The 12,415-nt window shown below is 64.2% G+C and carries 11 protein-coding genes; 5 read left to right on the forward strand and 6 right to left on the reverse strand.

What is annotated here, in order from left to right:
* Positions 1–86: 86 nt before the first annotated feature.
* From LSO07_RS04090 to LSO07_RS04100, 3 genes are all read left to right on the forward strand, one after another.
* Positions 87–932, forward strand: coding sequence for an alpha/beta fold hydrolase (locus tag LSO07_RS04090; protein ID WP_151092421.1), 846 nt, complete (start codon positions 87–89; stop codon positions 930–932).
* 271 nt (positions 933–1,203) lie between these two features.
* Positions 1,204–3,360: a DEAD/DEAH box helicase gene (locus tag LSO07_RS04095; protein ID WP_151092423.1), complete on the forward strand. Its 2,157-nt coding sequence runs from the start codon at positions 1,204–1,206 to the stop codon at positions 3,358–3,360.
* A gap of 436 nt (positions 3,361–3,796) precedes the next feature.
* Complete coding sequence (locus LSO07_RS04100; RefSeq protein WP_151092425.1) at positions 3,797–5,464, forward strand: methyl-accepting chemotaxis protein; 1,668 nt, start codon at positions 3,797–3,799, stop codon at positions 5,462–5,464.
* A gap of 81 nt (positions 5,465–5,545) precedes the next feature.
* Here LSO07_RS04100 and bamE read toward each other — a convergent pair whose 3' ends face one another.
* The 5 genes from bamE to LSO07_RS04125 are packed head-to-tail and all read right to left on the reverse strand — an operon-like array spanning position 5,546 to position 8,985.
* Entirely contained in the window at positions 5,546–5,854 is a 309-nt protein-coding gene (gene bamE / locus LSO07_RS04105) for an outer membrane protein assembly factor BamE domain-containing protein (RefSeq protein WP_151092427.1), read from the reverse strand.
* Entirely contained in the window at positions 5,851–6,639 is a 789-nt protein-coding gene (locus LSO07_RS04110) for a hypothetical protein (protein ID WP_151092429.1), read from the reverse strand. Before LSO07_RS04110 ends, bamE begins: the two co-directional genes overlap by 4 nt.
* A gap of 49 nt (positions 6,640–6,688) precedes the next feature.
* Positions 6,689–7,048 (reverse strand): nucleotide pyrophosphohydrolase, encoded by a 360-nt coding sequence (locus LSO07_RS04115; protein WP_070259888.1) that lies wholly within the window; start codon positions 7,046–7,048, stop codon positions 6,689–6,691.
* Positions 7,045–7,506, reverse strand: a complete 462-nt coding sequence (locus LSO07_RS04120) for a GNAT family N-acetyltransferase (protein WP_092608877.1) — start codon at positions 7,504–7,506, stop codon at positions 7,045–7,047. Before LSO07_RS04120 ends, LSO07_RS04115 begins: the two co-directional genes overlap by 4 nt.
* A 36-nt stretch (positions 7,507–7,542) precedes the next feature.
* Positions 7,543–8,985 (reverse strand): cytochrome P450, encoded by a 1,443-nt coding sequence (locus LSO07_RS04125; RefSeq protein WP_225317172.1) that lies wholly within the window; start codon positions 8,983–8,985, stop codon positions 7,543–7,545.
* 114 nt (positions 8,986–9,099) lie between these two features.
* On the opposite strand from LSO07_RS04125, the gene LSO07_RS04130 reads away from it, so the two are divergent.
* Entirely contained in the window at positions 9,100–9,957 is an 858-nt protein-coding gene (locus LSO07_RS04130) for a helix-turn-helix domain-containing protein (RefSeq protein ID WP_225317173.1), read from the forward strand.
* Positions 9,958–10,001: 44 nt separating this feature from the next.
* On the opposite strand, the gene ilvB is transcribed toward LSO07_RS04130, so the two are convergent.
* Positions 10,002–11,762: a biosynthetic-type acetolactate synthase large subunit gene (gene ilvB / locus LSO07_RS04135; RefSeq protein WP_151092433.1), complete on the reverse strand. Its 1,761-nt coding sequence runs from the start codon at positions 11,760–11,762 to the stop codon at positions 10,002–10,004.
* Between the two features lie 99 nt (positions 11,763–11,861).
* On the opposite strand from ilvB, the gene LSO07_RS04140 reads away from it, so the two are divergent.
* Entirely contained in the window at positions 11,862–12,323 is a 462-nt protein-coding gene (locus LSO07_RS04140) for an Lrp/AsnC family transcriptional regulator (protein WP_034784295.1), read from the forward strand.
* Positions 12,324–12,415 lie beyond the last annotated feature (92 nt).

The raw sequence follows: 12,415 nt of genomic DNA on the forward strand, positions 1-12,415 counted from the left end.
CTACCGCAATGCTCTGGCGTAGCGCGCGGCGCGCGCAAGGCGATTGCGGCCACAATGGCTGCTGGTCCACCGACAAGGAGCGTTCCATGACTAGCCCTGACTTGCAATCGAGCAATACCCTGCGTACCGCCGACGGTACCCTGATCTACTACAAGGACTGGGGCAGCGGCCCGCCCGTCGTCTTCAGCCACGGCTGGCCATTGTCGTCCGACGCGTGGGAAGACCAGATGTTCTACCTTGCCTCGCGCGGCTACCGCGTCATCGCGCACGACCGGCGCGGCCATGGCCGCTCCAGCCAGCCGTTCGACGGCAACGACATGGATACCTATGCCGACGACCTGGCCGCCTTGATCGCCGCGCTGGACTTGACGGGCGCTACCCTCGTCGGCCATTCGACGGGCGGCGGCGAAGTGGCCCGCTACATCGGCCGCCATGGCACGCAGCGCCTGGCCGGCGCCGTGCTGGTGGGCGCCGTGCCGCCGCTGATGCTGCAAACCGCGGAAAACCCGCTGGGCTTGCCGCTATCCGTTTTTGATGACATCCGCGCGGGCGTGCAGGCCGACCGCAGCCAATTCTTCCGCGACTTGAGCGAGGCCTTCTATGGCTACAACCGGCCCGGCGCCACCCCGTCGCAGGGCGTGCGCGACAGTTTTTGGCGGCAAGGCATGCAGGCGGGCATGCCGGCCGCCTACCTGTGCATCAAGCAATTTTCCGAGACGGACTTTACGGCCGACCTGGCCAGGTTCGATGTGCCGACCCTGGTGATCCATGGCGACGACGACCAGATCGTGCCGATCGCCGCCTCGGCGCGGCGCACGGCCGAGCTCATTATCGGCAGCAAGCTGCTCGTGTATGCGGGCGCGCCGCACGGCCTGGCGACGACGCACAAGGACCGGCTTAATGAGGACTTGCTGGAGTTCTTGCGCACCTGAAACGGGGCGGGCGCCATCGTCTCGAGGCGCCCGCCGTTGCTGTTGACGCGTGGAACCGGCGCAGGCTGCAGATTGTTGTGTATCGTCTAATGTTGGCAAAATCACGCGCCAATTGCGTGCGGATAGCCGATTTTTCTGGCTTTTTTCGGTAGATATGGCGCAAAAAACGGCGTTCTGCGGCATGCGGCCACCCGGTAAGGTCCAGTAAAGAGTAAACTAGCAGATACACTCTTTCGCATTGGGCGATTCGAGCGAACTTGTGAGTGATTTCATGTCTGATACACCAATTTCCTTATTTTCCGACCTTAACCTGAGCGAGCCGCTGATTCGCGCGCTCAAGGATGTCGGTTACGAAACACCGTCGCCTATCCAGGCGGCCACGATTCCATTATTGCTCGCGAACCGCGACGTGCTGGGCCAGGCGCAAACAGGCACGGGTAAAACCGCCGCCTTCGCCTTGCCGATCCTGTCGCGCATCGATCTGAAACAAAGCTCACCCCAAGCCCTGGTCCTGGCACCGACGCGCGAACTGGCCATCCAGGTCGCCGAAGCGTTCCAGGTGTATGCCGCCCACATCCCCGGCTTCCACGTGCTGCCGATCTACGGCGGCCAAAGCTACGGCCCGCAACTGTCGGCCCTGCGCCGCGGCGTGCACGTCGTCGTCGGCACCCCTGGCCGCGTCATCGATCACCTGGACAAGGGTTCGCTCGACCTGTCCAAACTGAAGACCCTGGTGCTGGACGAAGCCGATGAAATGCTGCGCATGGGCTTTATCGACGATGTCGAACGCATCTTGCAAGAAACGCCGGAAGGCCATCAAACGGCCCTCTTCTCGGCCACCATGCCTTCCGTCATCAAGCGCATCGCCACGACCTACCTGGTGAACCCGGCCGAAGTGACGGTTGCCGCCAAGACGGGCACGGCTGACAACATCCGCCAGCGCTACTGGCTGGTGTCGGGCATGCACAAGCTCGACGCGCTGACCCGCATCCTGGAAGCGGAAGCGTTTGACGGCATGATCATCTTCGCCCGCACCAAGCTGGGCACGGAAGAGCTGGCCGGCAAGCTGCAAGCGCGTGGCTTCTCGGCTGCCGCCATCAATGGCGACATTCAGCAAGCCCAGCGCGAGCGCACGATCCAGCAGTTGAAAGACGGCAAGATCGACATCCTCGTGGCAACCGACGTGGCCGCCCGCGGCCTGGACGTCGAGCGCATCAGCCACGTCGTCAACTACGACGTGCCGCACGATCCGGAAAGCTATACCCACCGCATCGGCCGCACGGGCCGCGCCGGCCGCAGCGGCGAAGCGATCCTGTTCATCACTCCACGTGAAAAGAACCTGTTGAAAGCCATCGAACGCTCGACCCGCCAGCCTATCGGCATGCTGGAACTGCCGACGATCCAGGCCGTCAACGACGTGCGTATCGCCAAGTTCAAGGAACAGATCAGCGAAACCCTGGCCCTGGGCGAACTGGAACAGTTCCAGTCGCTGATCGAAGACTTCGAACGCGAACAGAACATTCCCGCCATCGAAATCGCCGCCGCCCTGGCGAAGATGGCGCGTGGCAATGTCCCACTGCTGCTGGACAAGAACAAGGCGCGCGAGCAAGCCACGTGGCAAGACGACCGTCCCGTGCGCCAAGACCGCTTCGAGCGCAACGACCGTCCGGAACGGGGCGACCGCTTCGACCGTAACGAGCGCAGCGACCGTGGCGAACGCCCGGCCTTCCCGAAAAAGGAACGCATCCAGCGTCCGGCCGACGCCGGCATGCAGACCTTCCGCATCGAAGTCGGTCATCAGCATGGCGTGAAACCGGGCAATATCGTGGGCGCCATCGCCAACGAAGCGGGCATCGATTCGAAAAACATCGGCCGCATCGAAATCTATGATGACTACAGCGTCCTGGACTTGCCAGACAGCATGCCGAAAGAATTGCTGGATCAGCTGAAAATCGTGTGGGTGGCGGGCCAGCAGCTGCGCATCAGCCGCGACGGCGACGCGCCGGACCTGGCACCGCCAGCCGCGCCGCGCAAGCCGTTCGCCGCCAAGTCCGCGCCAGCGTTCAAGGATGCGCCAGCGGACGCGGGCGAAGTTGCCCCGCGCGCGCCGAAGAAGGAACGTCCACGCCCAGGCGTGACGGCCTACCGCATCGAAGTGGGCCGCGAGCATGCCGTAACGCCAAGCAACATCGTCGGCGCCATCGCCAACGAAGCGAACCTGGAAGCCAAGCATATCGGCCGCATCGATATCTTTGACAACTACAGCGTGCTGGACCTGCCGGAAGGCATGCCGCCGGAAATCCTCGACCACCTGAAATCGGTCGTGGTCTCGGGCCAGAAACTGCGCATCAGCCTTGACGATGGCACGACGGAGCGCAAGCCTGCGCCACCGCGTCCGAAGTCGCCACCCCGTAAAACGTACAAGTAAGCCATTCCCACGGGCGCTCCGGCGCCTGTGTCGCGGATTGGAGACAGTTCCCCTACTGGCGCATTCGCGCCAGTTTTTATTTTCCCTCAAGAAATGAACATGGTTGCCGCGTTATGGTTGGCAACTGGCGCCGCCATGTGCGGGTAATTGGCATGCCCCTCTGCGCATTTTTATCGGCACAAACAGCGTATTTATCGGCTGGTGCATCGATACATAATTTTTTATTAATTATTTTGTATGCGCGCAATTTAAATTTTACATTCAATAAAATCAATCAAGTTGAATCAAAGTAAATTCTAAAACATAAATGAATTGGCTTTTATTAAATTATTTGACTGGCGTCACTGTCGCCGAGGCGATATATCATGGGTGCTTGATGTGGTATATTGTTTTTATGTTTTTGTTATGCTAGTTGAAAAAAAATAGAGGAGCGACGATGCGGGTCAATACACCTATCACGCAAAATGAATACGTATTAAATGAAGGCATGACGATTGTTTCCACCACGGATTTACAGGGAAACATCAATTACGCCAATCAGTATTTCATTGAAGTCAGCGGTTTTTCAGAAATGGAATTGCTGGGTGCGCCACAGAATATCTTGCGTCATCCCGATATGCCGGCCGAAGCGTTTGCCGACCTGTGGGACACCATCAAGACGGGCATGCCATGGACCGGCATGGTCAAGAACCGCTGCAAGAATGGCGATTTCTACTGGGTCTTCGCCAATATCACGCCCGTCATCGAAAACGGCCGCCCGATCGGTTATATGTCCGTGCGCACCAAGCCCACGCGCGAGCAGATCAACGAAGCGGCAGCCCTGTATAAAAGTTTCAAGGACGGCAATAGTGCCAACCTGGCGATCCGCAATGGCCGCGTCGTGCGCCAGGGCTGGGCCGCCAAGCTGGCCGAGTGGCGCAAGCTGAGCCTGTCGCAAGACCTGGCCCTGCATTGCATCGTGTTTGGCGTGGTGCTGGCCATCCTCGGCTGCGCCGTGTGGAATATCGACGGCGACACGAGCACGGCCACGCGCAGCTGGCTCAGCGGTGCTGCCGCCGCGGCCGTGGCGCTGATGCTGTATTTCTGGGCCCATCTGCACAATTCCCTCGTTGCACCGCTGGGCGACGCCATCACCGTGGCGCGCAAGATGGCGGGTGGCGACTTGACGGGCGTCATCGACAAGGTGCGCGACGACGACATGGGGCAATTGATGGCGGCCTTGCGCCAGACCAACATCAACCTGCACAGCATCATCGGCGACGTGCGCGCCAACTTCGAGGATATCCGCATTACCACGGCGGAGATCGCCACGGGCAATATGGACCTGTCCAGCCGCACGGAATCGCAGGCGTCCAGCCTCGAGCAGACGGCAGCGAGCATGGAAGAGCTGACCTCCACGGTGCAAAACAGCGCCGACCACGTGGCCACGGCCAATGACCTGGCGGCGCAGGCGTCGACCGTCGCGGCCAAGGGCGGCACCATCGTCAGCGAAGTGGTCACCACGATGGACGAGATCAGCACTTCGTCGCGCAAGATTCTCGACATCATTGGCTTGATCGACGGCATCGCCTTCCAGACGAATATCCTCGCCTTGAACGCAGCCGTGGAAGCGGCGCGCGCGGGCGAGCATGGCCGCGGCTTCGCCGTCGTGGCCGGTGAAGTGCGCAGCCTGGCGCAGCGCTCGGCGACGGCCGCAAAAGAGGTGAAAAACCTGATCGACCATTCGATCGCCACCGTGAATGCTGGCAGCGTGCTGACCAGCAATGCGGGCGCCACCATGACGGAAGTGATCGCCTCGGTGGCCCGCGTGACGGAAGTGATGGACGAGATTTCCTCCACCACGCGCGAGCAGAACCAGGGCATCGGACAAGTCAACCAGGCCGTCATCCACATGGATGGCATCACGCAGCAGAATGCGGCGCTGGTGGAGCAGGCGGCGGCCGCCGCCACCAACCTGGCGCAGCGCACCGACAGCGTGGCCCAGTCGATTGGCATCTTCAAATTGAAGGCGTCGCCCAAGCGCAAGGCCACGGGCGTGGGGCGCAGCGCCAGCGTGGGCGCGGGCGCGGGCATGGCGACGCGGGCCTTGCTGAAAGCACGCTAATTACCCCAACGGCGAAAGACCGGGGTCGTACGGGGACGCCGAGTCCTCAGGGTACGACCCCAGTTTATTTTTTGGGTACTTTTACTTCTTCACCCGGTACACCTCGCCGCTGCGCACCTTCCGCACCAACCCATCCCCGCCAAACAGAATCACATATTCTCCCTGCGCGCCCGAGGCGGCCGGATAGGTGTACATCCACACTTCATTGCCGCTGTCGAAACGGATGGACGTGCTGTCGCCCAGCGCGGCGCGCACCTGTTCGCGCGTGCTGCTGCCCGGCTGTACCGTCTGCTCCAGCGTTGCGTAAGGCACATTCTTGCTTGCCTGCAAGGCGCGCGTGCCGGAGCAGGCGGCCAGCAGCGCCAGCGCGAAGACACTGAGCCATTTCATGGCGCCACCTCGTCCATGTAAGTAAATTCCAGCAGGGTATCGTCGGGCCAGTTGCTATCCCACAGGGGCGCGTAATACGTGCGGTCAAGCAGCACCTGGCAATCGCAATAGGGCAGCGAGGCGGGCGTTTGCTCGCCGCCCGCATACAGCATGGTGAATGGCAGGGCCAGGCGGCGCTCGCCATGCACGAGGGTGACGCCGAACAGGGGGCGGTCCGTGAAAAACAGATAGTTGCCGTCCGGCTCGGAACACACCTTGTCCGTGCTGTAGAGCATGCTGGACAGCCAGGCAATGATTTGCGGGTCGTTCGAGATCAGGCCGGAATCCATGCCGGCGCGGCATTCCAGGCGCAAGTCGCCCAGGCGCCGCGTGCCGGGCGGCAAGCCGGGCGTGATCACTTGCGCGCGCCAGCTCATGGTGGTGGCCTTGCGGTTGGCGATCAGCACGGCGTCTTCGCGCGCCGCTTGCGCATGGCGCACGGGGGCAAAGCTGTTGTCTTCGGCCAGGGGCAAGGGGATGCTGACCGTGTCGCCGGCGATGCGCAGTTGCACGCCCGTCATGTCCACGCCGGGCTGGCGCGGCAGCAAGCGAAAGCGCAGCACGGCCTGCGGCGCCAGCGCATGGTCGCGCTCGAAGCGGTCCACGCCCTGCAGCATCTTGCGGTAGGATTTATCGACGGGGTCGCGCGTGGCGCCCACTTTGACTTGCGGCACGGGCGCGGTTTGCGCCAGCGCAATAGGTCCATGGAGCAAGCCTATGATCAGCAGTAATAGATAAATACGCATGGCTTAATGCTACGCCTTTTTGCGCATCAGCCACGCACGCGTGGGCGTGTCAGTATTCGCTGTATTTGCGCGCATCGCCACGCACCTGCTGCGCCGGGTATTTTTGTGCGTTGAGTTCCATCTTTTCCAGCACGGCCCCATGCAGGTCGACGCCACTCTTGTCGGCCAGGCGCACCAGATACATCAGCACGTCGGCCAGTTCGTGGCGGATGCCCGTGCGCTTCGCTTCGTCCAGTTCCGCGTCCGCCCCCGTGGGCAGCCACTGGTAGTGTTCCACCAGTTCCGCCACTTCCACGGACAGGGCCATGGCCAGGTTTTTCGGCGTGTGGAATTGCTCCCAGTCGCGTTCGTCGGCAAAGGCGCGCAGGCGCGCGCGAATGTCGAGCAAGCTGTCGGTGGGCGCGCTCATGCCGCCACCTGCAGCGTTTTTTCCATGAAGACACTGAACGGATCGTCGGGATAGTCGCCGTACGGTCCGCGCCGCTGGTAGCCGTGGCGCGCGTACAGGGCGATGGCTTCTGGCTGGTGGATGCCCGTCTCCAAGGTCAGCAAGCGGCAGCCGCGCGCCAGCGCCTGTTCTTCCAGCAAGGCCAGCAGGCGCTTGGCCAGGCCCAGGCCGCGGCTGTCCGGGTGCACGTACATGCGCTTGACCTCGCCGAAAGCGGGCGTGACGACGATGGCGCCGCAGGCGCGCGCCGCACCGGCCGCATCGCGGGCGACGGCAAACAGCAGGGTCTCCGGCGGCACGGACGCCAGGTCCAGCGAGTAGACGCACTCGGCCGGGTACAGGGTCTGTTGATAGGCATCAAGCTCGGCGATCAAGGTTTGCACATCGGCTTGCTGCGGCGATTCCAGGCGGATAGTCATGAGGGAGGTCGAATGAATGGGACTTCCCCCATGGTATCACTGCGGCTGCGCCAGGCACATGGTCAGGCCGATGGGCGACATCACAAAACCCATCAGTTCCCGCGCCTCGCCGCCATCGGGCGTGTCGACGCCGGCGATGTCGAAGCTGCCCAGCAGCATGGCCATGGCGATCTTGATTTCCAGCAAGGCCAGATAGCGGCCCGGGCACGTGCGCAAGCCGGCGCCGAACGGCATCGAGGCGCGCTTGTTGTTCGCTTCGCCGCCTTCGGCCAGCCAGCGTTCGGGCTGGAAGGCACTGGCATCGGGAAAGTGCGCATCGGATACGGTGTCGTGGCGCATCACGCACCACACGAGGGTGCCGGCCGGCACGGCGATGTCGGCGATGACCGTGTCGCGCAGCGCTTCGACAGGCAGGAAGGGCGCCACCGGTTTCAAGCGCATGGCTTCGCTGGCGCAGGCGCCCAGGTAGTCGAGGCTATCCATCTGCTCGATCGTGAAGTGGGCCGCGTCGGGCGCCAGGCGCCGCACTTCCTCGCGCGCCCGCGCCAGGGTGTGCGGATGGCATTGCAGCATGTAGATGATCCAGGAAATCGTGTTGGCCGTCGTGTCTTCGCCGGCCAGCAGCATGGTCAGCACATTGCCGGCCACGTTGCGGTCCGTCACGCCGCTGCCTTCCAGGTCGGCGGCGGCGATCATGGCTTCGAGCAGGTTGGGCGGGTGTTCTCGGCGCGCCGGGTCGTGCGCCATGCGCGTGCGCGCCTGCTGTACCAGGTCGGCCACGGCGGCGGAAAGGGCCGCCACGTCGCGGTCCAGCCGGCGGTCGACGGGCAGCTTGACGTAGCGCCAGTACGGGAACATGGACAGGCTGCGCCGCGCCACGGCGGGCAGGATGTCGTCCATGTGGCGCTGGATCACGTCCTCGCCCGATTCGAGCGTGTTGACTTCCGTGCCAAAGGCCAGGCCGGCGATGATGTCGACCGTGTAGCGTTTCAGGTCGCCGTCCAGGTCGATCGCCTGACCTTGCGTGGCGGCAAGATGCCAGCGCCGCTGCAAGCGCTGGGCCACCGTCACCAGCGCGGGGAAATAGGCCTTGATGGCGCCAGGCGCCATGCCGGCCATGACCATGCGGCGCTGGTTGCGCCACTCCGTGCCCTCGGCCAGGAACAGGCCGGGGATGCCGCCCATTTCCTCGGACACGATGGAGCTGCTCAGGGGGCGGCGAAAACCGTCGGGCCGGTCGCGCAGCACGGCGCCGACGGCCTCGCTGTCGGCCACCACCAGCACCAGGGTGCGGCCGAACCAGGCGCGCATGTAGGGGCCGTAGCGCCGCACCCACGCTTCCACGTCGCGGTGGATGCGCGTGAGCTTGAGTTGCAGGCTGTTGCCGACGATGGGCAGGGCGAAGGGCCCCGGCAAGCGGCGGATCTGGCGCAGCGGCCGGGCAATGTCGGGTGCGGCGGCGTGGTCGAGTGGCGGCATGGCAAGCTCCTGTTTCAGTGGGAACGATGGCATGACTGTAGCGCGCTTGCGCGCCCGCGTCTTGAACGAATACGACATCGTGCGCGGCCAGAAATTGCCGGTACAATCGTCGCCATGCCTGCCGCCCCTACGCCCCTGACCCGTTTGATCGCGCCGCGCACGGCGCTCGCTTCCTGCGTGCGCGCCTTCCTCGTGCGCGACACCACGGGCTGCGCGCCCCTGCCGCCGGCGCAGCGCCTGAACCGCTTTCCCGCTGCGCCCATGTGCAGCATCATCTGGACCGTCGCGGGCGATGTGGAAGCGGCCGCGCCGGGCCTGTCGCTGCGGGACGTGCGCATGCCGCCCGCGCTGTTCGGCGGACCCCGCTCGTATCCGCTGGTCAGCTACAACCCCGGTCCCGTGCGTTCGTTTGTCGTCATGTTTTATCCGGCCGCGCTGCATGCGTTGACGGGCGTGTCGATGGATGCCTTGCTGGACCAGTTTCGCCCGCTCGACGCGCTGTTCGATGCCGACTGGCAGGCCCTGTCGGACGCCGTGCTGGCGGCGCCGGACGACGAGGCCCGCGTCCGGCTGGTGGAGGATTTTCTCGCGCCGCGCTGGCAGTTGGCGCGCAAGAGCGGCGACCATCCGGCGGGCGCCGTGCAGGACTGGGTGCGCCGCCTGGGCGTGCAGGCGGCATCGACGGGCCTGGCCAGCAGCGCGCGCAATGTCGAGCGCCGCATCAAGGCCTGGGCCGGCCAGCCCATGCGCACCTTGCGCCGCATGCGCCGCGCGGAACAGCTGTTTCTCGACGAACGCGGCGCCATCCTGCAAGGCACGGCGTCCTGGTCCGACGTCGCCGCCAGCGGCGGTTACGCCGACCAGGCCCATTTCTGCCGCGAGACGCGCGAAATCACGGGCTTGAGTCCCACCGAGCTGGTGCGGGCCATGCGCGACGATGAAAGTTACTGGATTTACAGAATCTGGAATTGAGGGCGTAGGTCGGATTAGCGAGGCCTGGTCTCGCGTAATCCGACCTACCGCTCGCTGTACACCTTGCCCTTGGATAGGGTTACTTCATGGTGCCCCGCGCCGGGCGCCATCATGGGGAAGCAGTTTTCCGCGCCATGCACGCGCACGTCGAGGAAGTAGGGGCCGCTGGATTCCAGGCAGGCCGCCAGCGCCGCGTCGAGCTCCTCGCGTCGGCTCACCGTCTGTGCCTGCCAGCCGAACGCGCGTGCCAGGGCGACGAAATCGGGCAGCGCTTCCGTGTAGCTGTGGCTGTAGCGCTCGCCGTGGTGCAGTTCCTGCCACTGGCGCACCATGCCCATGTAGCCATTGTTGGACAACACCACTTTCACGGGCAGGCGGTGCTGCACGGCCGTGGCCAGTTCCTGGATATTCATCAGAATCGACGCATCGCCGCTGACGCACACCACGCGCTTGCCGGGATGGGCGATCTGCGCGCCGATGGCCGCTGGCAATCCATAACCCATGGTGCCGGCGCCGCCCGAGGTGAGCCAGCGGCGCGGCTGCTCGAAGCGCAGGTGTTGTGCCGCCCACATCTGGTGCTGGCCCACGTCGGTGGCGACGATGGCGTCGACGCCGTCCATGCTGTCCAGCGCCGCCTGCAGCCGGCGCATCAGCGCCTGCGGCGCGATCACTTCCGGCGTGTCGTCGAACGCCAGTGAGTCTTGCGCGCGCCAGCCTTCGATGCGTTGCCACCACGGTTGGCGGTCGGCCAGCAACCGGCCGCGCAGCTGCGCCAGCAATGCAGCGAGCACGGGCGCACAATCGCCGCGCAGGGCCACGTCGGCGCGCACCACCTTGCCGATCGATGCCGGGTCGATATCGACGTGGATGATTTTCGCGCCGGGGCAGAAGGCGTCGAGCCGCCCCGTGACCCGGTCGTCGAAGCGGGCGCCGACGCAGACGATCAAATCCGCATGATGCATGGCCAGGTTGGCTTCCAGGGTGCCGTGCATGCCCAGCATGCCGAGGAAGGCCGGGTGCGATGCGGGAAAGGCGCCCAGGCCCAGCAGGGTCAAGGTGCATGGCGCGGCGGCCAGCTTCACCAGCTGGCCGAACGCGGCGCAGGCATCCAGGCCGGAATTGATAAGCCCGCCGCCGCCATAGAATACGGGCTGGCGCGCACCGGCGATCAGGCTGGCGGCTTGCTCGATATCAGCCGCGCCGGGCAGGGGGGCAGGGACGGCTGCGACGGACGGCAGCGGCGTGCCGGCCGCGACCCGCGCCAACTGCATATCCTTGGGAAAATCGATCAGCACGGGACCGGGCCGGCCCTGCGTGGCCTGCGCGTACGCTTCCTGCACCACGCCAGCCGTCTCGTCGGCCGCGCGGATTTGCCGGTTCCACTTGGTGACGGGGCGCGAAATACCCAGCGCGTCGCATTCCTGGAAGGCGTTTGTGCCGATGCTGGTGGTGGCCACCTGGCCGCTGATGCAGATGAGGGGAACCGAATCGCACAGGGCGTCGAGCAGGCCCGTGGTGGTGTTGCTCATGCCGGGGCCGGACGTGACGAAGACGACGCCGGGCCGGCCCGTGCTGCGCGCATAACCTTCGGCCGCATGCACGGCTGCCTGTTCGTGGCGCACCAGCACGTGGCGCAAGCGGGGCTGCGCGTGCAGCGCATCGTACAGGGGCAGCACGGCGCCGCCCGGGTAGCCGAAGACAGTGTCGACGCCCAGGGCCAGCAGGGTGTCGATCAGGACGCTGGCGCCGTTGCGCGGCGCAGTATCGGTGGCGGGAGCGAGGAGGAGATCGGGATCGGGTTTCATGTGTCTATTTTCTGCTTGCTCCGACAGAAAAGGCTGCTGGTTTTCTCGTATAGAATGCAGTCTTCAGCAAAATTTGCTGTGAAATAGGGAGATGATAGAATGAAGCTGGATAAATTCGACCTCGCCATCCTGACGGCCCTGCAACAGGATGCCCGCATCAGCTTGCACGAGCTGAGCGCCAAGGTGGGCCTGACCTCGTCGCCATGCTGGGCCCGCATCAAGCGCATGGAAGACGATGGCGTCATCGAAGGCTATACGGTGAACGTCAACGCGGCCAAGGTGGGGCTGGCCGACACCGTCATTGTGCAAGTCACGCTGGACGACCATTCCGACCAGGCCCTGTTCGAATTCGGCCACGCGCTGGCCATGATCCCGGAAGTGCTGGAAGCGTTTCTCGTCTCGGGCGACTACGATTACTATCTGCGCATCGCGGTCAGCGACACGCGCGACTACGAACGCCTGCTGCGCGAGCGCCTGTATAAAATTCCCGGCATCCGCCACAGCAAATCGAGTTTCGTGCTGCGCCAGCTTAAACAGAGCTACCTGCCCTTGCAACGCTAGTTCCCCCGCACGGCGGGAGTTTTTCCCTAGTCCATCCCCTGTGGCTGTCCGATACTGGACGCAATAAAAACCACGATAAAACTGGGGATACG

Source organism: Janthinobacterium sp. PLB04, from assembly GCF_021165895.1.
Lineage (GTDB): Bacteria > Pseudomonadota > Gammaproteobacteria > Burkholderiales > Burkholderiaceae_D > Janthinobacterium > Janthinobacterium lividum.

Bases quoted from the DNA above. Each gene is read 5' to 3' on its own strand.
- LSO07_RS04125 (WP_225317172.1), bottom strand. From the start codon at position 8,985: ATGCCGCCACTCGACCACGCCGCCGCACCCGACATTGCCCGGCCGCTG.
- LSO07_RS04115 (WP_070259888.1), bottom strand. From the start codon at position 7,048: ATGAGCGCGCCCACCGACAGCTTGCTCGACATTCGCGCGCGCCTGCGC.
- bamE (WP_151092427.1), bottom strand. From the start codon at position 5,854: ATGAAATGGCTCAGTGTCTTCGCGCTGGCGCTGCTGGCCGCCTGCTCC.
- LSO07_RS04130 (WP_225317173.1), top strand. From the start codon at position 9,100: ATGCCTGCCGCCCCTACGCCCCTGACCCGTTTGATCGCGCCGCGCACG.
- LSO07_RS04120 (WP_092608877.1), bottom strand. From the start codon at position 7,506: ATGACTATCCGCCTGGAATCGCCGCAGCAAGCCGATGTGCAAACCTTG.
- LSO07_RS04110 (WP_151092429.1), bottom strand. From the start codon at position 6,639: ATGCGTATTTATCTATTACTGCTGATCATAGGCTTGCTCCATGGACCT.
- LSO07_RS04090 (WP_151092421.1), top strand. From the start codon at position 87: ATGACTAGCCCTGACTTGCAATCGAGCAATACCCTGCGTACCGCCGAC.
- ilvB (WP_151092433.1), bottom strand. From the start codon at position 11,762: ATGAAACCCGATCCCGATCTCCTCCTCGCTCCCGCCACCGATACTGCG.
- LSO07_RS04095 (WP_151092423.1), top strand. From the start codon at position 1,204: ATGTCTGATACACCAATTTCCTTATTTTCCGACCTTAACCTGAGCGAG.
- LSO07_RS04100 (WP_151092425.1), top strand. From the start codon at position 3,797: ATGCGGGTCAATACACCTATCACGCAAAATGAATACGTATTAAATGAA.
- LSO07_RS04140 (WP_034784295.1), top strand. From the start codon at position 11,862: ATGAAGCTGGATAAATTCGACCTCGCCATCCTGACGGCCCTGCAACAG.